Source organism: Acanthopleuribacter pedis (assembly GCF_017377855.1).
Classification (GTDB): Bacteria; Acidobacteriota; Holophagae; order Acanthopleuribacterales; family Acanthopleuribacteraceae; genus Acanthopleuribacter; species Acanthopleuribacter pedis.
On the sequence record NZ_JAFREP010000004.1, the window covers coordinates 214,416 to 239,190 of the forward strand.

Consider the following 24,775-nt stretch of genomic DNA (forward strand, 5'->3'; position numbering starts at 1 on the left):
TTCCCGTGCCCTCATCCGAGTGGCGCGCGGGCGTACTTCAGGAGATTCCATGTTTCGTTTTTCGTTGAACCGGCTCCTCGTCGCCGTCCTGGCGATGCAGGGCTTTTTACTTCAGGCCGACCCCAATTGGTTGGTCGCCCCCTATCTGCAAAACCCAACCCCGAACAGCATGACCGTGATGTTCGAAACCCATGACCTCAACCCACGCGTCAGCTTCCGCCGCCTCGGCGCAACCACCACCCAAACCCAAAACGCGGAACGCGTCAAACCGCTGGGCGCCGTTTACCGCGCGGCCCTCACCAACCTCGACAGCGCCACCCGCTACGAATACCGCGTTACCACGAGCGCGGGCGACAGTCCCTGGTTCCGTTTCAAAACCTGGCCGACGGAGACGGACGGCGTGGACCGTTTTCGTTTCATCGTGCTCAGCGATGCGCAAGGCGATTGGCCCGACCGCTTCAGCGACGTCATCGAAAACGGCGTCATCGGCAAAGAGTGTTCGCAGGGTCGCGTCACCGCCTGCCCCGACGATCTGGCCGCCATCATCATCCCCGGCGATTTGGTGGGCACCGGCAGCAACATCACCCACTGGCGCCGTGACTTTTTCGGCAAGGCCGCCGCGGTGCTGCCCTACGTTCCGATCATTCCCGCCATCGGCAACCACGATTACGAATTAGGTAACTTCTTGACCTATTTCGATTTACCTGACAACGGCAGCGGCTCCTACAACGAGCAGTGGTATTACCTGGACTACGCCAATTTCCGCCTCGTCGGGCTCAACTCCAACGACGGTCGCGACAGCACGCTGAACCGCGAGCAACGGGCCTGGTTCAGCCAACTGCTGCAGCAGGCCCAACAAGATCCGGCCCTCGACTACCTGTTTGTTTCGATCCACCATCCCTGCCAATCCGAACTCTGGCCCCCGGGCGAAAGCGATCTGACCTGTGAGTATGTCGGCATGCTGGAGAACCTGTCGGCCCAAACCGGCAAAATCACCGGTCACCTGTTCGGCCATACCCACGGCTACTCGCGCGGCCAGTCCCGCGATGTGCGCCACCTGTGGCTCAACGCCGCCACCACCGCCGGCGACATCGACTATTGGGGTGAGTACGCCCAAAAAGACTACGACCATTTTCAGAAATCCTACGACGAATATGGGTTCTCAATCCTTACCTTCAGCGCCCAAGGCGAACCCAGCTTGGCCGTTCGCCGACGGACCGGCGGCGACGATTCGGTTTATCACGGCTACAGCGACGAGAGCCAACGGGACGATTTCATCATCGGCGGACTCAACCGTCTGCCGCAACGACCGATCCCGCTGGCGCCGGCCGGCGAAATCGTCGGTTTGCAAACCACCTTGGTGGCTTCGCCTTTTGACGATGCCGACAACGACCCGCACCTGGAAAGCCACTGGCAACTGCAACGGGCCGAGGACGGTGCCCTGGTGGCCGAGGCCTGGGGTAACGAAACCCGCCGCGAAAACATTTACTTCGATGCGGATACCCAAGCCGGCGCGGACCTGACCCGGTGGCGCACGCCTTATTTGGCGGCTGCTACCCATTACGTGTGGCGCGTGCGCTATCGCGACGACCGCTGGGGTTGGTCGCCCTGGTCCCAGGACGCCGTGTTCTCGACGCCCGCGCTGCAAACCACACCCAACCTGGTGCGCAACGGCGCCGCTGAGGCGGGCACCGACGGCTGGCAGGTTCACGAGGGTTTCTTGGAATCGCTGAGCGCGGGCGAATGCAATGGGATCAATCCCCAAAGCGGTGACCGTTACTTCGCCGTCGGTGGTGTGTGTCGGGAAGCGGCGCGGGCGCGTGCCACGCAACGCATTGATGTGACCGCTTATGCCGCCGCCATCGATGGCGGTCAAGCCCGGCTACGCTTGAGCGTGTGGCTGGCCGACTGGAACGGGAACGACCGGCCCAGCGTTCACCTGCGTTTTCTCGACAGCGGAGGTGTTGTGTTGGCAGAGGGCCTCAGCGTGAGCCGTCAAGCGCCTGAATGGGCCGCGCAAACCGCCGGCACCCTGCTGCCCGCCAACACCCGTTGGTTGGAAGTGGAACTGCTGGGCGAACGTTTTGCGGGTACCGACAACGACAGCTACGTGGACGATCTCGACCTGCGTTTGTTGCTCCCCAACGGTTCCGGTCCGGGTTTGCCAAGCGGTAACCTTGTCGCCAACGGCGGCGCGGAAAACGAGACCGATGCTTGGGAGACACGCGCCGGTCACCTCGAGAGCTTGAGCGCCGGGGAATGCCGGGGGACGGATCCTTTTGAAGGCGCGCGTTATTTCGCCGTCGGTGCCTTGTGCCGTGAGGCTGCTTTTGCCCACGCCGTCCAACGCATCGACCTGCGCACCTATGCCGAGGCAATCGGCGCGGGTGCAACCGTTCGTTTCCAGGCCGCGCTGCGCAACTGGTCCGGCAACGACATCCCCGCGGCTTACCTGGTTTTCCTGGATGCCGCGGGCAACGAACTGCAAACCACCGTGCCCCTGCAACATGATCAGGCGGTCTGGCGGGTCCTCGAACAATCGACCACCCTCCCGGTTGAAACCGGTTTCATCGAGGTTCACCTGGAAGGGACCCGTCACGCCGGCACCGACAACGATGCCTACGTCGACAGCCTCGACCTGCGGTTTGTCCGCTAGCCCCCATCCTTATATAAATGAACCGATCCAACCGAAGCGTCGCGGCAAGCCGCGGCGCTTTTTCGGTTTTAACCTTGCATGGCTCACTGGTGCGGCGGGTACTTCTTTAGCTTGCGCTGCAGGCTTTGGCGGTGGATGCCCAGCCAGGCGGCTGCTTGAGAAATGTTGCCGTTGCAGCGGTTTAGCACATATGCGATGTATTCTTGCTCGTTGCGCGCCAAACTCTGACGGTTCAAGTCGGCCTGATCCGGGTCGGGTCGCGCGGGTACCGGCTGAGCCTGTTGCAAAACCGCCAAAAGGTTCTCGAAACGAATCGGTTTGGTGAGGAAATCACGGGCACCGAGTTTCATCGCCTCCACCGCGGCGGTGACGGTACCGTACCCGGTTAAGACCACCGCAAAACAATCGGGGACCGCCGCAAGCAGCGTCTTCAGCGCGGTTAACCCGTAACCGCCGTCCAGCCGCAGATCAATCACCGCCCAGTCCGGCTGGTGCTGGGTGAGGTAATCCGATAAGCCGGTCTCGTTGGGAAGGATGTCCGCGAGGATGCCGACGTCCTCAAATTCTAGGGCCAGCGTCTCGGCCAGGTTTTGGTCGTCCTCGAGCAGGAGCACCCGTTGGGCGGTTGGCGGGCTTGTCATCTCAAGCGCCCGTAAACACCAAGGACACCTTGGCGCCGCCGTCGCTTGGGTTTTCCAGGCGCATGTTGCCGCCGAGCGCGTTCATCAGCAGGAAGGCGTTGTACAGGCCGATACCGCCACCGTCGGCCTTTTCCGAGTTAAACGGTTTGCCCAGAGACTGCAGCACCCGTTGCGGAAAACCCGGACCATTGTCACGGAGCGACAAGGTAACCGCCCCGTTTTCGTTTTCAGCGGCAAGCATGATGCGGCCTTCACCTTGGACGGCCTCGCTTGCGTTGTCGAGCAGGTCCCAAATCATTTCGGCCACGGGCAGCGCGGGAAATTGCAGGGCACCGTGTCGGCCGATTTGGAATGCCGCGGTCAGTTTTTGATCGGGTCGCGCCTGAGACCAGCCGCGAAAAACATCCTCTAAAAAAGTCGCGGCATCAATGGGAACCTGGTTCAAGCCGTCCGCTACCAGACGTTTCTCCTGTAAACCCTGCAAGGCGTCCCGACATTGTTCTAGGGCGCGTTCCAGCGCTTGAAGATCCGCGTTCTCGGTCAAACCACCGCGTTTCAGGCGGTTCAGCCGCAGCAACGCGGTGTTGAGCGGGCTGTTGAGTTGGTGGCAAACCCCGGCGGTGAGCGCGCCCAAGCTTTGCAGATGTTCCGCGTAGCTTTGGCGGCGGTGAACCCGCTCCAAGTGAAACCGGTAACGTCGCACCAAATGGGCGACGGCAAACACGCCGGCGAAAACGACCCAGCCAACCACCAAACGCGGCAGCAACCAACTCTCGACAAAAGGTTTGGAGAGAGGCGACAAATAATGGTGACCCAGCAACAACAGGCCGCTGCTCCACAGCAGCAGGTACGCCGCCGCGCGTGCCCGGGTCAGCCAAAAGGCACCGAGCACGGCGTAGAGAAAATAAAAGGCGTGGAAGGGATTGGTGTGGGCGCCGGTCAGCAACACCACACTGACAAACACGCCGAGATCCAAGCCCATTTGCAGGAACAGCGACCAGGGACCGGGGCGTACCTTGGCCCGTTGTGCCAGTTGGCCGTAGATCCAGGAAACCGCCGCGCACGCCAGGATCGCCGCGGCGAACCAGAACGACCGCCGCGCCACGATTTCCAGGCCGAAACCTGCCGCCAGGCCGCCGCTCAGTGCCAACACCGCCGCGGCGCGGAAGCGCAGGATCCAAGCAAAGATGAGGGGCTGGTCCCAATCCTCGGGGATCAAAGGTGTTTGGTTCGGGGTTACAGGTGCCATCGCATCGCCTCCTGGTACGGCGCTCTATTTAATCACAAGCCGGGGTCGGCTTTGGCGGCGGCGCGTAACTGCACCATAAAACCGCCCATCATCGATTGCAACCTGGCCACCGCGGCGGGGTCGGCTTTTCCCGGGGAGCCTCTGTCCAAGGGCGGTTGCGGATCGGATTCGGGAAACAGCTGGACCGCCTTGGCGTAACCTTCGCCCCGCAACCGCGCCGCCGGCGACAGACCGAAATCGATGCCGGCGGTGACGCTGCCACCGGTGATGCGGTCGCGATCCAGCATCCCTCGATTCACCTTCGTATCCCTCGGTATACCAGCGGTTGCGCGCGTCCACCGCCGGCTTGCCGCGCGCGGTTTGGCCGTACCGCAATAGGGGGGGTGACGGCCTCCTCCGGGTCGCCGCAAAGGCGTGCCGGTAAAACCTAACTTCCTCAATGTACTTGCCGCGATTGGCCGGCCCAGTAGGGTGCGCGCAGCGCCCGTTTTAAAATTCTGCCGCTTGCGTTGCGCGGTAGGGATTCGACGAAATCCACGGATTTGGGCACCTTAAAATCGGCGAGCTGTTGTTTGGCAAAGGCGAGCAGGTCGCGTTTGCGAAGCACCGTATCGGGGCGCCGCACCACAAAGGCTTTGACCGATTCGCCCCAGCGCGGATCGGGCACGCCGATCACCGCCGCCTCGGCCACGGCGCCGTGTTGGGTCAGAACCGCCTCTATCTCTGCCGGGAAAATCTTTTCGCCCGCGTAGATGATCATGTCTTTGAGGCGGTCGCACAAGGTGAGGAACCCGTCCTCGTCCACAAAGCCCATGTCCCCGCTGCGAACCCAGCCATCGACCAGGGTCGCCGCGGTTGCCTCGGCATCGCGGTGGTAACCCAGCATCGCCGCCGGCGAGTGAATCCAAACCTCGCCCACTTGGCCGACGGCGGCCTCGTCCCCCTTCGCCAGAACTATTTTCAAAGACGCCCCCGGCAAAGCACGCCCTGCGATGAAACGGCGGCCTGGGTTGTCCGGTTGATGCTCCTCCGGGCGTTGGCATACCGCCATGTTACCGGTTTCGGTCATACCGTACATTTGGAAGCAACGGCAACCGAGCCGTGCCTGAATCGCCGCCATTAAGGATTGACGCATGGGTGAACCGCCGTAAAGCAACCCCTTTACCGAAATCAGATCGGTCTGCTCACCCTCTGGTTCGGACAACACCCTGTGCAACATGGCGGGCACCATGGCCACTTGGCTGATGCGGTGTTGTTGGATCGCCTGCAGGGCGGCGCCCGCGGAAAAACGGGGAAGCAAGGCCCCGGCTGCACCCGCCACCAAACCCTGTACCGCCCACCACATGCCGCCGATGTGGAAAACCGGGAGCGAGAGCAACAGACGGTCGTGGTTTTGCAGTCCCATCCAGGGATCGCCTTGGGCGCGCATCGCGTTGGTTATCGCGAAGAAACAGCGTTCCGGCAGGACCACGCCCTTGGGTCGCCCGGTGGTGCCGCTGGTGTAAAGCTGCACGCAGGCCTGGCCGCCGTCGCCCCCGCTTCGCGCCGCAACCGGTTGCGATTTGGTTTGGAACGTGGTTATCGCCCGGTCTGACGACAGGGTTATTGTATGGAGGTTGGCTAACCTGGGCAGGACGAACCGCAGCCGTTTCCTGCCGGCTTCTTGGGTAAACAGGAGCGCGGCTTGCGCGTGATCCAAGAGGGTGTGCAGCTCTTCCGCGGAGAGCCGTTGGTTCAACGGCATAAAAACATGGCCGAGGCGGGCGCAGGCAAACAGCAGCGCGTAGGCGGTTGTGTGGTCGTCGGCAAGGTACGCAATCCGCGAGGCGGGCGGCAGATTCATCGCCTGAAGGCCGGCCGCGATTTCGGCAACGGAAGCCTCGAATTGGGTGTAGGAAATCCTGTGGTCGCCGTCAAAAAAAGCGACCGCCTCGGGTTGTCGGCTGACGTGATCGGTCAATACCTGACACAGTGTTTGGTACAAAACCGCACCTCCGGTGACAAAGATCCCCGGGCGCGTCGGATCGAAGCGGCTTGCCCGCCTTTCTCAGATGAGAAATGCGGGCTAGAAGCACAACGGGTCAGGTTGGGTTTCTCAACCGGGTTGGCGAGGTCGTGTTGCGCTTCATGTGCTTGGGATTACTTCCATCCGACGCGCTTTTCCGTCGTTTCACCCAGCATCCTCCTTGACGACGGGGCGGAGGTTGTTGGGAAAACGACACGGGGGGTGGAACGGAGAGACAGGGCCGGCGGCCGTTGGGGTTGCCGCCGTCGTGATGGGGAGAACTCTAGTCGAAGAAACGCGACTTGAGGATGCAGCAAATTGTTGCACCCCCGGTCGGTGGGTTTTGCGAAGGCTGTAATTGGCTGGTTTGTTTAGGTTTGGTTGGAGAGGTCTCAGTTTGGGGAAGCGCCGGTTCGGCGTCTTCCGGTTCCGCGCGCCACAGGGTTTGGAGGCGGGACCCGACCCGTGCTAGCCCAACGACCAAACCGCACGCGGCTATCCACATCAGGCCGAGGCCGTGCGCGGGACCGTCGCCCAACCACCAAAAGGTCGTGGTTAAAGAAGCGAACCAAGGGTCGAACACCGCGTCCAAAAGAAAGTGATCGCGGGTTTGCCCTGGGAAAAGGGTCAAAAAGACCCTGTTTGAAATTTTTCGCCTCAAAAATGTAAGATAACTTTCTTGCAGCCGGCGCCGCGGTTTTTTGAAATAAAGGATTCAAAATCTGCGTTTTACCCTGCATGAACGTCTGGAGGAAGCCGTGTTTTCGCGTTGATGCTAAGACATTTTTTTAGGTTTTGACGACCGAGGACCGATGGATTTAGTATTCCCAGCCTGTGCTGCTTTTTCATGCCGAACCCGCACCTGTTGCCTTCACGTGCGCCCAGTAGCCGGCCCGGTACGCCCGTCCCCTTAAACCTAAGAACCGTGATAACTCGCGGTGGTTTTCGCGCCGCTTATATAAAAAAGGTACAGTCAACGAAACCTGTTGCGTTTTTTTGGCACCAACTCGATAGCGCTTGCGCCCTTTGCAGTCGTAACCAATCTTTTGGCACTTGTGCCGTCCTTTGAGATCATTTCGGGAGATGTCATGTCACGCTTATCGCCTTCACTTCAAGCCGCACTTCAGTTGTGGGCCAAAATGACTTTGGAACAAGGAACTTTGGACGACGAAGGGCGCCGTTTGCTGCACGACTTGCTGGCGATCCACGCCCCGCAAGCCGATTTAAGCGAGCTGCTTAACCAGGTGCGCGACCTGCCCTCGGGTGAACTGATCAACCGGGTTTCCTGCTACGAGGACCGCTTTTTTATCGCGATGAACGCCTTTGCGGCCCAGACCCTCACCGGTCCCGCCACCGAGGATACGGCCACTACCTTTGGCAGCCTGGTTAAAGCTTTCGCCCTCCAAGACGACGACGTGTGCCTTTTGAAAAATACCGTGCAGAACCGGCCCAATGCTTCCCTACCACCGCGCGTCGAATCGCTTTACGCCGGTTCCAGTTTCTACCGCGCCGCCTAAACCTACAGCGCTAACCCTTACCGCGACGGGCGGTCGCTCCATGTTTGGGGCGACCGCGTTTTGCGTTATGTGCCCACATCCAAGCCCGCATTTCTCACAAGGAATTCTGCTACGGGGCAACCCATGCGATTACTTCGGTTACTCGGTCGAGCCGCCTTCGCCTCAGCTGCTACGCCGAATGGTCGGTCCCGCGAAAGGTCGGACACCTGTGCCGTCTCTCGGTCGTAATCTTCGTACTCACAAGGCTTTCTGCTTCTCGCGACGAATCCTTGTGAGAAATGCGGGCTAGCCTGCTGCTTGGAAAATGCCCGCGGTAACGGTTTTTAACCTAAGAAGCGCGATAAGAGCGAGGGATTTTGGCTAAAGATCTGGAGCGAAATGGCTTGGAAAAAGCGGAGGCGCACCCGTTGGGTGCGATGAGCATTTTTACAGGCCGTTGTAGCCCAGAGGTTTAGCCAAAATCGCCGCGAGTTATCGCGCTTCTAGGTTTAAATAAAGACGATCCTTGAATAATTTCTAGATATACGATTTTGTCGCACATGATGCTTTGGATGTTTCGTGGGTGCTGTTACCTGGAGAAGAAACAGGTGTGTGTTTTCCGTCTTGTATTTTTTTCATTTGATAATGCTTTGTCGAGTAGGCGGCATTTAGATGGGTTTTTTGTGATCCATCCCACACAAAGCCGCCGCTCCTCCCGTTTTGGCATGCGAGTTGGAAGCACGAACCGACCGTAGGTTCACCGCGCGTTGAATCGCGTGGTTTTTTTATTTATGCCTACCCGCCGTGAGAGGGCCTTCTGCCAGACCGGTTTCTCGCCCCACCTGTTTCAGGTTCCCGGTTCTTCTGTCTCCTTTTGCGACGGTCCGTTCTCGCTTCTTCATTCCCCCCATTGCTCACGAGGATTCCTTGTGAGGAATATGGGCTAGCAAATCGAAAAAAATGGAGCATTTACCATGAACGGTACTCGTTTATTTGGGGCTATCTTGGCCGCGTTATGCCTGGCCGCGTCTCCCTTCCTTCACGCCATGGATCGACCCGAACCCGAAACAGGTCGGCCGATCACCCAACTACCCACCCGCTTAAAACCGGCCGACTTGCCTGCCGCCGTCGCGCGAAACAGCCAGGGACCGGCCATGCAGCTCACGCCGACCGAGCGATCCAACGGCTGGATCCTGATTTATGAACCGGACGACCGCCACCAAAGCCGCGCCGCCGCCAAACAAAGCCACGACCTTGTCGCCCAAGCCGCCAAGGCTGTTGACGCCCGCATCCGACACAGTTTCCGCGGCCGTAACGGCACCACCTACGCCCTGCTCGACAGTGACGCCCAACCGGATGGCGCCGGCTTGACCCGGCGCTTCGCCAAACAAGGCCGGATGCGTTTGGTGCCCAATCAGCGCTACCGCCTCAACGCCGCCTTCCCCGGCAACGATCCGCTCGTCGACCAACAGTGGCCGTTGCGCAACCACGGCAAACCCCTTCAACCCGGCGCGGGTGCCCCGCTCGCCTCGGCCCACATTGATCTGGCCGGCGCTTGGCAACAGCAGTCCGGTTCCGACACCGTGATCGTTGCCGTGCTCGATACCGGCATCGATTACGAGCACCCCGACTTGGCCGCCAACATGTGGCACAATTCCGGCGAAATTCCCGGCAACCAAATCGACGACGACCAAAACGGTTTTGTCGATGATGTCCACGGTCACAATTTTGCCGCCCGTTTTTTCTCCGATGACACCCTGCCGCGCGACCTAATCGGCCACGGAACCCACGTCGCCGGCACCATCGGCGCCGTTTCAGACAACGGTGTTGGGATCAGCGGCGTCAACCGCAACGTCAGCTTGATGGCCTGCCGGGTCTTTGACGATAGCGGTTATACCGATGATTTCATCCTCAGTCAGGGCATCGAATACGCCGTCGCCAACGGTGCGCGTATCATCAACGCCTCCCTCGGCGGACCCAGTCCCGGCGCCGCGCTGGAAACCGCCGTGCGCAACGCCGCCGACGCCGGCGTGTTGTTTGTCGCCTCCGCCGGCAACGCCGGCTTTTACCTCGGCTCGCGCTTTAGCGAGGTGTCCGCCTATCCCGCGCAGTTCGACCTGCCCAACATCCTCACTGTCGCCGCCACCGACAACACCGACCAACTCGCGCCTTACTCTAATTTCGGCGAATCAGCCGTGGATTTGGCCGCGCCCGGCTCAGCCGTGCTCAGTACCTTACCGGGGATGCTTGTTATTTATCAGGAAAACTTCGACAGCATCGCCGAGGGTGCCCTGCCCGCCGGCTACCGTCGCGGCGGTGCCGACAATACCTGGGGCGTGACCGACGCCTTAGCCGGCAATGGCAATCGTGCCTTGCGGGCCGATGCTTCCGCTGCCTTTCCCTACCGGGGCACCGGCGACGGTTGGTTGGATTTACCCCAAATGACCGGCGACCAGTTCCTCTACGATTTCGGGGCTTCGATTTGGGTGTCCTTCGACGTGAGCGCCGCCATGAGCGAAGGCACGCGTTTCACCATCGAAATGGTGCGCGACAACGGCACCTCGATGTGGATCGACCTCGGTTCATCCTTCCACGCTTTCGACGGCGACAACTATGCCCGCATCGAAGGCCGCTTGCCCAACTTCAGCTTCGAAACCATGAACCTGCGCCTGCACTGGCGTGCCGCCCCCGCGGGCGCCGACCATTTCGGCCTGGAAATCGACAACCTGCGCATCTACCAGGTCGCCAGAGAGCGACACCGCCTCGCCGGCCAAGCCGACTTTGATCAAGCCTACGGCGTTTACAGCGGCACCTCGATGGCCGCCCCCCACGTTGCCGGCGTGGCCGCGCTGCTCCTCGCCGAAAACCCGGCCATGGGTTTGAATGAACTGAAAATGCGTCTGGCCACCACTGGTGACCCCTTACCCGCGCTTCACCACAAAACCCTCAGTGGTCGCCGCCTCAACGCCGCCAGGGCCTTGTCGGCAAGCGGTGGTTTGCAATGGGTCAACAGGATTGAAACCAACGAAATCCGCCTCGGCGACAGCTATCCCTTGCTCTGGTCCAACCTGGCCGCCCCGGACGCGGTCACCGAAATGGTTTTACTCCGCGACGGACAACCGCTTCCCGAAACCCGCGTGTCCGTCACCGACAGCGCCGGCATGCTGCTCTGGCACGTACCCGCCGTGCCTGCCGGCGACGGTTACCAACTGCAATTGGAAACCGCCGACACCGCCGCACAAACCGCGGTCTTTGCCATCCAACCCTTTGTCGCTGCCGAAATCAACGATCCAGGCCTGGCTAGGCTCCTCACCGAGAACCTGGACCAAAACAACGATCAGCACCTTTCGGAACGAGAGTTTTTGCGTTACCAAGGGCCGCTGGCCGTGTTTGATGATGCCATCCTCGATTACACCAGCCTCAACCAACTGGCCGACCAAATCACCTTCTTGGGTTTGATCTCCAAAAATGCACGGGTTCTGCCCGACTTGGCGCGCTTCGAAAAAGTTCAAACCCTGGTCCTCGCCAACGGCGATTTCACCAGCGTGGACGCTTTGCCGCCCTCGGTACAAAACCTTATTATCCAAGATCTTCCCCTTGTGGATTTGGCCCCGATCCCCGCGTCGGTCAAAGAATTGGCCTTCCAAAATCTCAACCTGACCAACCTGCCGGACCTGCCGGAGGAACTCAATTCACTCCTGCTCAACACCGTCCCCCTGCAAACCATCAACCGCTGGCCGGACCAGATCGGTTTCACCGCTTTGTCCCACCTGCCCCTGCGTTCCCTGCCCGATTTCCACCAACGTGGTGGCAATGTGTTCCTGGAGAATCTCCCGCTCACGAGCTTGCCGGTGTTCCCTAGCGGCATGGGTTCGTTGTACGTTTTGCGCACCGCCCTGGAAGCCACCCCCGATCTCGATTACCTCACCAAGGTCACCGACCTGGCGTTTGACTTCAACCCGAACCTCAAACAGTTGGGTGCCTTACCCCCGATGGTCGGTCGTCTCAGCCTGCGCGAGAACGCGCTCACCGCGCTACCCGTTTTGCCGGACACGGTGGACCAACTCTTCGCGGGCAACAACCAACTGACCGCGTTGCCCAATCCCTTGCCGCCTCGACTCAATTTCATTTTTGCCCAAGGTAACCGCCTCACCAGCCTGCCCCCCATGGCCGAGGACATGGCCTTCCTCGACGTTTCGCGCAACCAGCTCACCGAATTGCCCGATTTCAGCGCCATGGAATACATGGTTCACCTCAATGCCGCGTACAACCAGTTGCGCGCGGCCGATCAACTGCCGCGCGCCATGGACCAGCTCAATCTCGCCGGCAACCAACTCACCGACATCGCGGCTATGCCCTTCTACATGTCCTACCTCAACCTGGCCGACAACCAACTGGACCAACTCCCACCTTGGCCGGACCAGATCAACCTGGCGTTCCTCAACCTGGCCGGCAACCAATTCAGCCAACCGCCCAGCTTGCCCGAGGGCGCCGGCTGGATGTGCATCAACCTAGAAGGAAACCCCTTCGACCAAGCGAGTTGCGCGGCGCTGGACAGCATCGCCGCGCTGAATCCAAACGGCTGCGCCTTTGGCGAATACGACATGTACAGCCCCACCTTCGACCCGCTCGACGGCTTCTTGGCCACGCGCGATCACTACGGCGTGTTCCTCGGATGCGAAGCGGTTGGTTCGGACCAAGCCGTGGCCGGCCTTACCGCCACCCGCTCCGGCTTCAACCAAGTGACGCTGCGCTGGTTACCGGCGGGCCCCGCGGGTGTATCCCTTGCCGGTTATCGGATTTACGAGGAACACCAGGGCACCCGCCACGAGATCGCCTTCACCCAAGAAACCCAAGCAGTCGTGCATGCCTTACCTGGCAAAAGCCACGCGCGTTTTTGGGTGGTTGTTCCTGTTGATCGCGCCAACAACGAATACGACGTCTTGGCAGGCACCCTGCCCAAAAACGCCGTCAACCAAACCATGCCCACCACCAACCACCACCGTTTCCCGGCCTTGTCCCAATTCGGCGTGACCCGCCACCAACTGAAGCTGCGCGGTCCCGGCAACAGCCCTTTCCTCGGCGGTCGCCTCGCGGCCATCGACGCGGCCGGCACCCTGTTGGCCGAAACCTTCGTGTGGGGCAACCTCGGCCTGGCGGACGACACCGTCGCACTGGAAACCCTGTTCTCACCCGAAACGGTGGCGAGCGCCGCGCGTTTCGAATGCACCACCCTCATTCCCAGCCAGGTCCGGCTTGTCGCCCATAGCGAAACGGATGCGTGCCATGTGCCGAACCAGGGTGCCCCGTCCCACGGCGGCTTCCTGGGATTGGCCCCTGAATGGTTGGCCGAGGAATCAGCGGTTCTGACCATCACCAACCCCGGCGACATCGCCGCAACCATCCGCCAAATCTGGTACGACCAAAGCGGCGCGACCTTGGGAGAAAGCGAGTTCTTGTTGGACGCGGGTGAAACCATCCAGCGCGACGCCCTCGCGGAAGTTCCCGAGGATGTTGACCGAGCGGCCGTCGGCGCGATGCGTTGGTTATCGGACGAACCGGTATCGGCCGCGGCCATCTTCACCGAAACCAACTTCCACGGAAGCGACCTGTTCGTGGCGCGCGCCAACGGCCGCGCCCGCTTAAAGGGTTGGTTCCCGGCACAGGGCCACTTCGTGCGTATCGCCAACCCAGGCGGCCAAACGGCGGTGGTGACTTTCGACTTAATCGACCACGAGGGTCGCGTGGTCTCGACGCGCGCCACAACGCTCGCCGCCAACAGCAGCGCCTTGTGGAACACGTCGTCCCACTGGATGGACCAGAGTCGCGACGACCGCCTGAGCCGCAACCTGTCGTGGCGATTCGAGGCATCGCATCCGGTCCAAGTCGCGCTGGAGATAAGCGGATTCGACCTGCACGGCCTCACCAGCGAGGTCGACGAAATCACGGAACGCATCGAACCGCTGGGCGAAGGGCAACCCATCCTGACCGCGGCGTCGCTGAACTTCGGCGCAACCAACAAAAGCGCGCTCTGGCTGATCAACACCGCCAACCAAGCGGGAACGGTGCACCTGTTCTTCCAAGGCGAGGGTTTCGACCCGATCCATCGCATTGTGCTACCCATCGCGGAAGGCGGACGCCTCGAAATCGACGAAACCACCCTGCTCGGCCGGCTCCCGGAAAGCGACATCACCTTATTACGCGAGGTCCAAATCCTCGCGGGCGACGGCGTTCGCTTAAACGGTTACAGCATCCACCGCGACCTGCTGAACGACAACCTCACCACCAACCCGCTAGGACTGAAGTAACCCGCAACTTGACAAGCGATTAAGGAAAAATCGAGGTGGCCGGGTCTTAACTAAAAGATCCGGCCACCCGTAATTTTTTGAGCGAAGGGCAATGGCGATGGCGTTTATCCTAATCGGCGGGATAAGCGGTTTAAACCTAAAGTTTGCGATTCGGGTGGATGCAATTGTTCTAGTAACGGCGCAGGATGCGCCGAGGGTTAGGCAAGTGCGTCGCCAAGAATCGCTCAATTTAGGTTAAAGGCTGTCTCGGTTCCTCTTTGCTATTAGTCGCGTCAGTCGTGAATCGCGGATATCCAGCGCCACCCAAACCAACCGGGCGTGGGCGGTTGCCCGCGAAGCGTAACGAAACCATCACCTTCGTCAGGAAAATTATGATTGTTGGAGAATCGCCCCATTGCGATTCTGATTCTCTGCCTGACGAGCCGTACTTCCTCTGGATCTTGACCCGAAATGTAACCGATCGTTTCAGCATAGTCCGCAATGGTAGCAGGTGTATAAATTTCGTCTTCATTTAATTGTTCGATGAGTTCACTGTATTTCATAGGTCGGCCCGTTGGTCTCAGCATCTTATCAGACTCCTACTGTGCCTACGGCTGCCACGAATAGTGATCATTCCTCTTCTCGCCACTTTTGGGTAATCCATGGACCAAAAATTTGCATATCGACAAGAAACTTTTTCAGTTCCTTATCTTTAAACACGCCTATGACAGTCTGTGGATTGTTAACGCGTTTTGCCTGATACCTAAGCTGATGGGAACTAAACGGTATTAGTTTGCAAACATCGGTTAGGACAAAAAGTCCTTTCTGTTGTAATAAAATGTTTCCATCCCACTTGGGGTCAATTTTACTAACGCGCGAAACCAAGTGTTCTTGATAATAGGGTGCGAAGGTGGTCATTTTTACAAGCCAGTGATTCCAAATTTTTCGGATTCCAGTTGTTTTCCAAGCACTTTGGCCTTGGTTTTGGATTTGTTTTACCTTTCGCTTTAAAGCTACCATGTTCAGTTCCAGTTGTGGCGCGATGTCCTTCAGGTAAAAGATGCCTTCACATGAGAGCAGTTGTTGTTTGGTCCATGATGGGTCCGGCTTCTTTAAATCCATTTCATCGAATGAAAATACCTCTTCGGTCATAATATCTCCTTGAATGGTTTCTGTTTGGCGCATGTGAAAAGGTCGCGGTCGCATCGGCTAATGTTCGTAGCGCGCTATTGGATAGGGCAGGCATTGATTAGAACGTCTAGTCGAACTTCGGCCGCGACAAAGAGCCATGAAGGCCCGAAAACGGTGGATTCTTTTGTTTGGCTTGGATGGGCTGGCGGAAAGCAAGTTGAGCAGCTTTGTGCCAAGTAATTGCCTGATGGAAAGCACTTCGAAAACAAACCTATGGGCTTTTGAAGTACCCCGCGACTTCAAGGAACGCGCAGCCTTTTGAGGTAGGGAGCAGGTTTGAGGCTGCTTGAGAAAGCCGTGATCGCCGCTTGTTGAGTGAGTTTTACACGATGCAAAACAGTGCCTGCAACGGAAATATTCAACATGGACGTAATTTAAGTTTTTTTTAAACTGTTGACAGATGAGGTAGGTTGTAAATATCCACTTGCCAATATCGATATATCGTTATGCTTATTATTTTGAGTGCTTTAAGAGGGGGGCGGGTAGGTCTGAAGGCAGCCAAAGGCCAACCACGTTTGGCAGCGGTGGAGGAAAAATATAGGAAATTCAACCGGTAATCCGTGTATGCCTATTGTATATAGGTGTTTAAGAAGGTTGGGGGTAGAGTGCTGGTTTCTGGAAACCCGCTTGGAACTTCCAGAAAATCAAAGCAGAATATCCGGGAACGACGCCATGGTTCAGACAGAATGCATAAAACTTCGGTGAAAAGAAAGCATCCAATAAAGCGTAAGTAGCTGAAATTAAAACGAATTTGTGGTTTACCCTATCCCTTTGGGGGCGAAAAGAGTAAGCTGGGCGTGTTGCGGTTTCACAGCGTGAATAAATACTTGTAAAAAACATGCGAATGCGAACGTGTGCGTTAGAAGGAAGGTTTGCGCTGCTTCGGTATCGCTCAGTAGGTTGGTTGACGCAGAAAACATGTCTGCCTAAAATAGTTTGACTTTCCAAAAGGTCGAAGGAACGGTTGCACTCCGAACCGAACAGAATCCCCTGAGGGTCTCGGTTTTTGCTCATGCTGCTTCAAACGGCAAAACCGATAGGGGCTTTTTACCTAAGAGGCGCGCTAAGAGTGAGGTGGTTTGACTAAAGATCTGGAGCGAAATGGCTTGGAAAAAGCGGGCCGGGGTCGCGCACGACGTGCACCCTCTGGGTACAGTGAGCATTTTCACGTGCCGTTGTAGCCCAGATGATTAGTCAAAACCACCGCGATACATCGAGTTTCTTAGGTTTTATTCCTGCCTATATAAATGATTGGAGGACGCATGCCGGAAAACAACCAACCTATCAACGAAACGGCGGCAGTTGAAAAACGGGATTTGGACTGTGAAGAACTTTTGGTTTTACTGGATTTGAATGTGGTTTACTCGACCGGAGACATATTGGATCACTGGCAGTTTGACGTGAGAGTGCCCGAACCAGAGAAAGCCGAACTGCGCGACCGGCGGGCTCGGGTTCAGTCGTATTTAGGGCGCTACCTGTGGCAAAGGGAAGGGGCGCTCCAGCGATTTTTCCAAGCGGACCCAGAGTTAGCCGTTCATGTGAAAGAGGTCCTTCAGCCCATTCGAAAAGAACCTTACCGGGGGAAAAGAGGTGCCCAGCGCTTGTATCTTGGCGCCCAATTCGTCTATTTTGCTGAGCGCCAGCTTGGCCGCAAGGTCACCGTAACAACCCGTGAATTGCTTGCCCTGATTGCTCAAGCGAAAGAACGTAACGAGCGGTTTGACAAGTCTCACTTTGTACGGGGCGTTTACAAGGGCCGCCATGGCGTTTCCGTGGTTCCCCACACGCGTTTCCAACAGCTATTTGGCAAGCTTGGCTTGTGGCGACCCGCTTCAGTTTTAGCAACTGGTTTTGAAACAGAAAATTCAACTATCGCCATACCTAAGAGCTTGATTAAAGGAACATTGCTGCTAGCTATCGGCGTATCAGCGGGTTTGGTAAGTGGAAAATATCATTTTGAAAAAACCGAACAAGAAATTCTACTTAACTTCAAGAAAAAGTGGATGGAAAACGGACCTGCTGCTTTTGATCAAATTCCAAAGCGAGCGCCAGAGAGCTCAAGTGAACTTATTATTGCCACATACCGCACAGCATTAGATCTGGAAGTGGATATTTCAATCGTTCAAAAGCAGGTTGACCCACTGATTAGTGACCAGGATGTTTATCACCAGGCGGCTGGTTGGTACAACCTTGCACTTGGGTACCTCTATAGAGGTGAGTTGCATTTAGCAATTGAGTCGTTTGCTAACAGTAGGGACTTGCTTGAGAAACTGTCTCGCAAAAGGGACGTATTGCGTCGCTCGGTGCTATTTATAGCGGAGTGTTATTTGTATTTGGGCGATGAAAAAATGGTTCTCGAACACCTTGAAGAAGCCAAGCTGGTAAATACCAAAAAATACGAGAGCTTGATTTATCGTTTTCAAGGTTTTCATTCTTTAATGAAAGGAGAATTGGAACAGTCCAGGGTCGATTTCGAGGAATCAATTCGGCTATCACTGCTTGAGGGAGATGTCGGCAGAACAGGGGTTGCGCACGCAAGTCTCGCCTCAGTCTTAGTTCCTCTTGGTGAACTTAATGAGGCGTACCATCATTTGCTCTTGGCTGAAGAGATCGCGGAAAAAACAAAAGATAGCCGACTAAAAGATTTCGTATTAAGCATAAGAATGTTATGGGCCGAAGAAATGGGGCTACCTGCCGGCGCGCTGGCCAATCGATTGCAGCGCTCTAAGGATCCGGTGAACGGGAACTACGTTAACACCTTGTTGAACTTTACAAGAACCAAAAACACACAATTCCACAAAGAGGAGTCACTTCATGGAGATACCAAGAATTGATAGGGTTTTTGTCGATTTTTTTAAGCCGGAAACTGAAAATATCGATGGAAGATTGAATAGAAATAGTGTTTCAAATCAGAGTTCGCAAGACACCGTAAGCATATCAATTGAGGGTTTAAAACAACTGGAAGAATCAGTTCTTTCGCAAGATGGGACACTTGGCTCCGATCCACCTATTAGCGATGAGCCAGACGGAGGATCCTAGAATGGGAGCATTTACTGTAAAGTTAAGTGGTGTTCCCGTGAACGTGTTAGGTTACATAGGAAAAAAATATCGGAGATAGAGTATGAAAACTGATTCAAACGGGAGTGTTTCTTTTTTACATTGCTGAAGCATATAGACAGTCAGGATTAATAAATACTATGTAGGGGGCGACAGAGCCACCACGAGAACTTCTAGAATTATCCGCGGACGCTTCGGAGGAATTTTCGAATTGCACGTGTCGCTGGAGAGCCCTTTAGTCGATGATGCACCTATTAAACCTAGTGACCCACCTCATCCTAACGAAGGCTAGAGAGACCACTGAGGAAACAACAAAAACAGAGAGCCGACTCTATTAATCTAAAGGGAAATCTACGACCTGTTGCAACTTTTTGTTACGCGAGGTGCGCTAAATACGCACTTGGGCCTATCGTCAGATCTCTTTTTGGTTGACGCAAGGTGTTACTTGCGTCAAGGTTGCGTTTTGCGCATTTTTTGTTATTTCTTTAGTGCTTCCCTTGATCTTTGATGTTGTCATTTACTCTTGAGTCGTTACTTTATTAAATGCAAGTAGGGTCAGAAATTTATTTAGTGATTTTTTACCTAGACAGTTTCTGGACGCTATGGTGAAATCGCTCTGCTATTGCTGAAAACAACGCTTTGAGACTAAAATAAATTAAAACTGCGTGGGTATCCCCTGGTTTTGCTCGCGTGTTTTATATTGGAGATTCATATGAAAAAGGTTTTAGTTTTGTTCTTGGCCTCGTACACCCTTTCCTCGTTTTCTTTTGCGACCACGCCCGATTGTCTCGATATCCTAGAAGAGATCTACGACTGCTCGGTTCAAACCTACCCAGGTCCTTGCGATGAAGATGACTGGCGTTATATCATGCGAGACTGGGCCGAGTGCGAGTTGCAAGATCTATAAGGTTATTCATGCTGGGCTTTGGCTTGCTGAGGCCCAGTTGTTCTAAACACACAGCAGGATTCACTATGGTTATCACTCTAGTTTTACTCACAAACCTTCTGTTCTCTGATTTGTACAAAACAGAGATCCCGCTTTCTGACGTCTTTATTGAAAGATTTCACGGGGCAGCTAAACAAAAAAAACAAGTAGCTATTCTTAATTTTTCTCAAATGAAGACCAAGTTACTAATAGTGAATATTCAAACCTATCTCGCGTATGAAATTAATGATCCACGTTTGAAAATATTCGGATCGAGGAAGGTCATAGCATATAAAACTGGATTTTTGGTCATTAGGAATAATGCGGGCTATCAGGTGACTGACGATCTGAAAATCGGAAAAATCCTTGAGTTTGATACTTTTGAAGGATTTATGCCCCAAATGCTTTGGTCGGGAATTCAGCCAATTCAAAATGGTCAATTTCTATGCCGTTTCATAGAAAAAGAAGGCCTTCATGTGTTCAAGATTCTAGACCTAGAGGCGGAGAGCTTTCTTCCACTGCATGATATAGCCACAGAGAAAAACTACACCGTGCTCCTTCTGATAAACGAACATGTGCCTTTTGTTTTTCACAACAAAACAGGCTCAGTTGTAGAGCATGATTCAGCCTTTAAACCTGTTCGCCGATTATTGCCCGAACTCCCGCTTGTGAAAAGAAGCAAAAACAGTCGGCTTTACCGGCGAAACCCCAACCACTCGCTGATTAACCATATCTTTTCCGATGCGACCGCCGTATGGTTCGATATTTACCTCACGGAGTTAGGCACCGGTGACATTGAACGCAAGCGCTACAAGCTGGAAGGTGGGAAATTGCACGCTGTATCCAGCAATCTCGTAACGCTCGCACGTTTTGAGGAGAAACACCTTTCTTTGGATACCGAGGAAGGTACTTTGGTTATCACTCCCCCAAGTTCACAAACGCGGTGATTTTGGCTTAAACTTTGGAATGAGGCTGTTTGGCGAAGTATGCTTCAAGGCTCTAAGAATCATCCCGGCCACAAACTTGGGTTCAATACGGAATTCCTAAGTCAAGCTTATTACGTGAGTGCCGTGTTACCGAGCGCCGTGCTCTAGTTTGTGGATGAGGGTGGTGAGGCGGTCTTTGAGATGGGCTTCGGGTTCGATTTTTTGCTGCTTCTTGAGGGGTTTTAGGTATTTGGCGCTTTTGGCGTGCTCGAAGGCTTTGATCGCGGCCTCGCGGTCCGTGCTGTCTTTGCTGCGTAGGTAGGGAGCAATCCACTTCAGGTCTTTTTCCTCGCCCAGCACGGCCAGCGGTAGCAACGCCCCGTAGGAATAGGCGGCTTGTTTTTTGACGACCGGGATCAGGTGTTGCACCGCCGCCGGGTTGCCGATAAAGGCCAGCGCAATCGAGGCGTCGCGGGCCAGTAGCGGGTTGGCCAGTTGGTCCACCAGGAAGGGGTAGGTCTCCTTGGCGCGCAGTTTCCCGAACAGCGGAATGAGCGCGGCGCGAATTTCGGTCGCGGATGACTCGCAAATGCTGATCAGTTGCGGCACGTCGCCGATGACCGCGTTTTGCGCGATTTGGCGGCGGGCCTCCAGGCGTTGCGCCGCGGTGCCGCTCTCCAACTTTTTGATCCAAATGCCGATGCGGTTGACGAAATCTTGGGCGGTAAGGTCGCCGCCTTCCTCGCTAAACAAACCGTCGCGGTACAAGGCGATGAGATCTCTTTGCAGGTCGATGATCTCCTTGTAACGTTTGGTGGGATCGTGGGCCAAACAGGTGAGAATCGCTTTTTCCAGGTCGACCGGGAAGGCGGGGTTGAGCACGGTGGGGTCCTGGAACCGGCCCACGGTTTTTTTGCCGGTGAACACCTCGTACAGCATCGAACCAATTGAATAAATGTCGGTGCGGTGGTCGACGGTGCCAGGCTCGGCCTGTTGTTCCGGCGACATGTAGCTGAGCGTGCCCATCACCATGTTGGTGTGGGTCAGGCGTGTGTAATTTTCCTTGGAGAATAGGGAAATGCCGAAGTCGACCAGGCGCGGTAAGCCGTCCTCGCCGAACATGATGTTGCTCGGTTTGAGGTCGCGGTGCACGATACCCATGCTGTGGATGCAGGCGATGCCGTCGCACACTTGGATCATCACCTCGAGGCGGCGGCGCAACGAAAAATCCTCGTAGCGGGCCAGCGAGCCGCCGGAGAGGTATTCCAGGATCATGTAGAAACGGCGCTCGTAGTTGCCCGATTGGAAAATTTTGACGATGTTCGGGTGGTTGAGGCTGCCGATGACGCGGGCCTCGCGCTGCAAACGGCTGCGCATGGCGGGGTCGCCCGAGTACTTTTCGTGGAGCAATTTGAGCGCGGCCTTTTGCTGGTTTTCGAGGCGGGTGGCGCGGTACACGGTCGAGGAGCCGCCCTCGCCGATGATTTCGTGAATTTGAAAACCGGGGATTTGAATCAAATTCACGCCTCCCGAACGATGACCGGGAAAATGCCCGGCTGATTTTCGCGCTGAATAAATACCCACGACCGTCCCGCGTGTAAGGTGCTCGGGGCACCGCTGATGACCGCGTGGGCGCGGTACAAACTATCCAACCTCTTCGGTTCGAATCGGACAAACTTTAAAGGGGCGGCGGGAAGCATGAGGCAAGCGCCGACAAACTTAACTTGATTGGGTTTGACTTGCAATGTTTTTAGGACGCCGGCACGAAAGCGGATCACCAACTTTTTTGGGAGCTGGTCCATGGTATGCACCGGCAACAACATCGGCAGCATGCGCCCGTAGCCTAAGTTGCTGTGCAAACGCATGTTGAAGGTGAGGCGGGGCGATTTGATTTTTTTTGGGGGGAAACGGTAGCGGGTGGCGCGCACGCGCGGTGCCTCAACGGCGAGGTCTTGGTCGTGGATTTCGGCGGGGTCGAAGGCCTCTTCGCCCAAACCGTTGTGGATGGGAAAGGATTCGGCTTGCCAGCAGTCGGCACCGCGAACGGTGGCTTCCATCTGGGATAGCGGTTGCGCGGTGAGTACGGTGGCCGGGTCGAGGCGCGCGTGTTGCACCTCGGTCGTGACCAGCTCGCCGCGTTGGTTGACGGCCGTGCTTGGCGTCGGCAAGGTCTGGATCGGAACGGTTTCTCTGTCCCGCCAGGTGACCACGCCCGTGTCGATGCGGCAGCGGACGACGGTTACGCGGGGGAAGTGGAACTCGCGCGAAATTTTGGCGATGATTTTGCGCAGGCCCGAATTTATTCTTGAATCTTTTCCAAACATAAGGTTTTCAGCGCCTTTTCCAAGCGTTCACCGGGTTCAACCAGGTCCATGGTTTTGGAAAGCTGAATCAGGTCTTTGATCAGGGCTTCCTGTTGATCGGCGGGGATGCGCCCGAACACGATGCGCAGCGGGTGCTGGTCGTTCCAACCCTGGAGCAGGATTTCGTTGTCCTTGGCGCGGGTCACGGAGCCTTGCTCGCCAAGCGATGCGAATTGGGTGCGCTGGATGGCGACGAGGGTCAGGCTGTTGGCTTCTTCGATATCAAACAGTTGGTGTTGCGACACGACGTAAAAGGGCGGCGGCACGCTGATTTCTTTGATCAAGGCGCCGATGATGACGTGGTTGCGAATGTACTGTTCCAGCACCGACCCGTAGATAATGCGCTGTACCTTGGTGGGGATCACGGGATCGGTGTACTTGAAATCGACGGGAATGGCATGGTGATCGGTGATCATCACGCCGCCGACGTAGGCGTTTTGCTCGCACAAAGTGACAAGGTAACCAGGCTTTTGCGTCATTCGGGCCTCGCTTCAGCGGATGGGCGCGGGAAGAAATCGCGGTTGCGCATGGCAATGGAAAACGTGGGAGAGACGCCGCGGCAAGAGCGGGGGCCGGGAGCGGGCGAAACGACACGGTTTTCACTGGTGGTATCGGTTAAAATACGATAGAGTCATCATCCTCTAATTAATCGAGTTCGTCAAGTTTCTCGCCCGCGCCGCGCTGCACCGCCGGCGGTGGTTTTCGGCCCCTTCGCGGGTTCCGCCTCGCCGACGCACGGGTGTCGATCCGACAGAGGTACCCATCGCGCATGTCATTTGATCGCAACGCCTTGCCCCCCGAGTACCGCATCCTGTTGGTCTGCGCCAACGACCCGAAACACCCACCGGACCCGGCGCAACTCCGCGACACGGCGGCGGCGGTTTCGGACTGGGATTTTGTGGTGGCGGCGGCGGTGGAACACCGGCTGGCCCCGCTCCTGTTCCATTGGCTGACGCGCGAAACACCCGACCTGTTGCCGGGGACGGCCAGGGTGGCGTTGGAGAACCACGGTCGCGAGCGCGCGCTTCACATGATGCGGTTGGTGGGTTACCTAAAGCAGGTGATCACCAGCCTGCAACAGGCGGGTATTGACGCGATGGTGTTGAAGGGGCCGATGCTTGGTCAGCGCGCCTTTGGCAATATGGCGCTGCGGCCCTCGAATGACCTGGACATCATGGTTCGCGCGGAAGATCGCGACCGTGCCCATCGCCACTTACAACAAGCGCTTGGTTTCGACATCGACGCCCATCAATTGGACCGCTTTTCGCCGCGTCAGCGCCGGCACTTCCTGGCCTACAGCCACGAACTCTGTTTGGCCCATTCCCAATGGAACTTGGTGCTTGATTTACACTGGCGCACGTCTCGTTTTGAACTGAGCCAGTTTGCCCGTTTCGAACCGCTGTTCGCCCGCGCGGAACGGGTCCCTTTCGCGGGATTGACAGTGCCTTATTTTCGCGGCGACGATTTGTTTGTCTATTTGGCGACCCACGGTTCCCGGCATGGCTGGTTGCGGCTGTTCTGGCTCAACGATTTGGTGGCGCTCACCCGCGGCGGGCATGTCGCGGATTGGGAACAGGTGCTCGCGGCGGCGGATGAACACCGCCAACGGCGCTCGGTGTTGATGGGGATGTACCTGTGCGCGCTCCTGTTTGAGCTGGTGCTCCCGGAACCGATTGAACGCGCGCTGGCGGCGGAACCCAAGCTGAAGCGACGCGCGCGGAGCATCCTGCCGCGGATTTTTCCCAAAAAACGCGATGCCTCGGCTTTTCCCCTGCAGCTCCCCCTCGGGTTTGCGATTCGCTGGCTGACCAACCTCAACGACAGCCGTCGCATTCGTTGGTCGACCACGGCCCAGTTTATGTTTGTGCCCAATGAGGGCGACCTGCGCGGGCTGCGCTTGCCGGATGCGTTGTTTCCGGCCTATTACCTGATTCGCCCGTTTCGGTTGATTTACCAAAATCTGTTTCGGCGCTGATGGA

General features: G+C 56.6%; 17 protein-coding genes. 8 read left to right on the plus strand and 9 right to left on the minus strand.

The annotated features are described in order from the left end of the window. Positions 1–49: 49 nt before the first annotated feature. The gene (locus J3U88_RS05740) at positions 50–2,656 is read left to right on the plus strand and encodes a purple acid phosphatase family protein (RefSeq protein ID WP_207857474.1); all 2,607 of its coding nucleotides are present in this window, start codon (positions 50–52) and stop codon (positions 2,654–2,656) included. A gap of 83 nt (positions 2,657–2,739) precedes the next feature. Here J3U88_RS05740 and J3U88_RS05745 read toward each other — a convergent pair whose 3' ends face one another. The 4 genes from J3U88_RS05745 to J3U88_RS05760 all read right to left on the minus strand — a co-directional run bounded on the left by J3U88_RS05745 (position 2,740) and on the right by J3U88_RS05760 (position 6,530). Further along, entirely contained in the window at positions 2,740–3,297 is a 558-nt protein-coding gene (locus J3U88_RS05745; RefSeq protein WP_207857476.1) for a response regulator transcription factor, read from the minus strand. Position 3,298: 1 nt separating this feature from the next. Further along, positions 3,299–4,546 (minus strand): sensor histidine kinase, encoded by a 1,248-nt coding sequence (locus J3U88_RS05750; protein WP_207857478.1) that lies wholly within the window; start codon positions 4,544–4,546, stop codon positions 3,299–3,301. A gap of 32 nt (positions 4,547–4,578) precedes the next feature. Beyond that, positions 4,579–4,845: a type 1 glutamine amidotransferase family protein gene (locus J3U88_RS05755; RefSeq protein WP_207857479.1), complete on the minus strand. Its 267-nt coding sequence runs from the start codon at positions 4,843–4,845 to the stop codon at positions 4,579–4,581. A 137-nt stretch (positions 4,846–4,982) separates the two neighbouring features. Next, positions 4,983–6,530 carry a long-chain-fatty-acid--CoA ligase gene (locus J3U88_RS05760; protein WP_207857481.1) on the minus strand — a complete coding sequence of 516 codons (1,548 nt, stop codon included), beginning with the start codon at positions 6,528–6,530 and terminating at the stop codon, positions 4,983–4,985. Positions 6,531–7,639: 1,109 nt separating this feature from the next. Between J3U88_RS05760 and J3U88_RS05765 the strand changes: the two genes are divergently transcribed. Next, complete coding sequence (locus J3U88_RS05765) at positions 7,640–8,068, plus strand: hypothetical protein (protein WP_207857483.1); 429 nt, start codon at positions 7,640–7,642, stop codon at positions 8,066–8,068. Positions 8,069–9,021: 953 nt separating this feature from the next. Further along, positions 9,022–14,355 carry a DUF5719 family protein gene (locus J3U88_RS05770; RefSeq protein ID WP_207857485.1) on the plus strand — a complete coding sequence of 1,778 codons (5,334 nt, stop codon included), beginning with the start codon at positions 9,022–9,024 and terminating at the stop codon, positions 14,353–14,355. A 272-nt stretch (positions 14,356–14,627) separates the two neighbouring features. Here the strand turns inward: J3U88_RS05770 and J3U88_RS05775 are convergent, their stop codons facing one another. Together J3U88_RS05775 and J3U88_RS05780 are read right to left on the minus strand one after the other, a co-directional pair. Beyond that, entirely contained in the window at positions 14,628–14,897 is a 270-nt protein-coding gene (locus tag J3U88_RS05775) for a hypothetical protein (protein WP_207857486.1), read from the minus strand. 67 nt (positions 14,898–14,964) lie between these two features. Further along, positions 14,965–15,486, minus strand: coding sequence for a hypothetical protein (locus J3U88_RS05780; protein WP_207857488.1), 522 nt, complete (start codon positions 15,484–15,486; stop codon positions 14,965–14,967). Positions 15,487–16,787: 1,301 nt separating this feature from the next. Here J3U88_RS05780 and J3U88_RS05785 point away from each other — a divergent pair. The 4 genes from J3U88_RS05785 to J3U88_RS05800 all read left to right on the plus strand — a co-directional run bounded on the left by J3U88_RS05785 (position 16,788) and on the right by J3U88_RS05800 (position 20,454). Then, positions 16,788–18,359, plus strand: a complete 1,572-nt coding sequence (locus tag J3U88_RS05785) for a tetratricopeptide repeat protein (protein ID WP_207857490.1) — start codon at positions 16,788–16,790, stop codon at positions 18,357–18,359. Beyond that, positions 18,340–18,564: a hypothetical protein gene (locus tag J3U88_RS05790; protein ID WP_207857491.1), complete on the plus strand. Its 225-nt coding sequence runs from the start codon at positions 18,340–18,342 to the stop codon at positions 18,562–18,564. The genes J3U88_RS05785 and J3U88_RS05790 overlap by 20 nt, the downstream gene beginning before the upstream one ends. Positions 18,565–19,294: 730 nt before the next feature. Further along, a complete protein-coding gene (locus J3U88_RS05795; protein WP_207857492.1) occupies positions 19,295–19,489 on the plus strand; it encodes a hypothetical protein in 195 nt (64 codons plus the stop codon). A gap of 65 nt (positions 19,490–19,554) precedes the next feature. Further along, positions 19,555–20,454: a hypothetical protein gene (locus tag J3U88_RS05800; RefSeq protein ID WP_207857493.1), complete on the plus strand. Its 900-nt coding sequence runs from the start codon at positions 19,555–19,557 to the stop codon at positions 20,452–20,454. 126 nt (positions 20,455–20,580) lie between these two features. On the opposite strand, the gene J3U88_RS05805 is transcribed toward J3U88_RS05800, so the two are convergent. Genes J3U88_RS05805 through J3U88_RS05815 form a run of 3 tightly spaced genes read right to left on the minus strand, consistent with a single transcriptional unit; the run spans position 20,581 to position 23,275 of the window. Beyond that, positions 20,581–21,951: a serine/threonine protein kinase gene (locus tag J3U88_RS05805; RefSeq protein ID WP_207857494.1), complete on the minus strand. Its 1,371-nt coding sequence runs from the start codon at positions 21,949–21,951 to the stop codon at positions 20,581–20,583. A gap of 2 nt (positions 21,952–21,953) precedes the next feature. Further along, positions 21,954–22,757, minus strand: a complete 804-nt coding sequence (locus tag J3U88_RS05810) for a hypothetical protein (RefSeq protein ID WP_207857495.1) — start codon at positions 22,755–22,757, stop codon at positions 21,954–21,956. Next, positions 22,733–23,275: a hypothetical protein gene (locus tag J3U88_RS05815; RefSeq protein ID WP_207857496.1), complete on the minus strand. Its 543-nt coding sequence runs from the start codon at positions 23,273–23,275 to the stop codon at positions 22,733–22,735. Before J3U88_RS05815 ends, J3U88_RS05810 begins: the two co-directional genes overlap by 25 nt. A 290-nt stretch (positions 23,276–23,565) precedes the next feature. Here J3U88_RS05815 and J3U88_RS05820 point away from each other — a divergent pair, with 290 nt between their 5' ends. Continuing rightward, entirely contained in the window at positions 23,566–24,771 is a 1,206-nt protein-coding gene (locus tag J3U88_RS05820; protein WP_207857498.1) for a nucleotidyltransferase domain-containing protein, read from the plus strand. The last annotated feature ends 4 nt before the right edge of the window (positions 24,772–24,775 follow it).

Coding starts and splice junctions, on each gene's coding strand:
- J3U88_RS05765 (WP_207857483.1), top strand. CDS start 7,640: ATGTCACGCTTATCGCCTTCACTTCAAGCCGCACTTCAGTTGTGGGCC.
- J3U88_RS05785 (WP_207857490.1), top strand. CDS start 16,788: ATGCCGGAAAACAACCAACCTATCAACGAAACGGCGGCAGTTGAAAAA.
- J3U88_RS05780 (WP_207857488.1), bottom strand. CDS start 15,486: ATGACCGAAGAGGTATTTTCATTCGATGAAATGGATTTAAAGAAGCCG.
- J3U88_RS05740 (WP_207857474.1), top strand. CDS start 50: ATGTTTCGTTTTTCGTTGAACCGGCTCCTCGTCGCCGTCCTGGCGATG.
- J3U88_RS05745 (WP_207857476.1), bottom strand. CDS start 3,297: ATGACAAGCCCGCCAACCGCCCAACGGGTGCTCCTGCTCGAGGACGAC.
- J3U88_RS05775 (WP_207857486.1), bottom strand. CDS start 14,897: ATGAAATACAGTGAACTCATCGAACAATTAAATGAAGACGAAATTTAT.
- J3U88_RS05800 (WP_207857493.1), top strand. CDS start 19,555: ATGGTTATCACTCTAGTTTTACTCACAAACCTTCTGTTCTCTGATTTG.
- J3U88_RS05815 (WP_207857496.1), bottom strand. CDS start 23,275: ATGACGCAAAAGCCTGGTTACCTTGTCACTTTGTGCGAGCAAAACGCC.
- J3U88_RS05770 (WP_207857485.1), top strand. CDS start 9,022: ATGAACGGTACTCGTTTATTTGGGGCTATCTTGGCCGCGTTATGCCTG.
- J3U88_RS05820 (WP_207857498.1), top strand. CDS start 23,566: ATGTCATTTGATCGCAACGCCTTGCCCCCCGAGTACCGCATCCTGTTG.
- J3U88_RS05790 (WP_207857491.1), top strand. CDS start 18,340: ATGGAGATACCAAGAATTGATAGGGTTTTTGTCGATTTTTTTAAGCCG.
- J3U88_RS05810 (WP_207857495.1), bottom strand. CDS start 22,757: ATGTTTGGAAAAGATTCAAGAATAAATTCGGGCCTGCGCAAAATCATC.
- J3U88_RS05750 (WP_207857478.1), bottom strand. CDS start 4,546: ATGGCACCTGTAACCCCGAACCAAACACCTTTGATCCCCGAGGATTGG.
- J3U88_RS05795 (WP_207857492.1), top strand. CDS start 19,295: ATGAAAAAGGTTTTAGTTTTGTTCTTGGCCTCGTACACCCTTTCCTCG.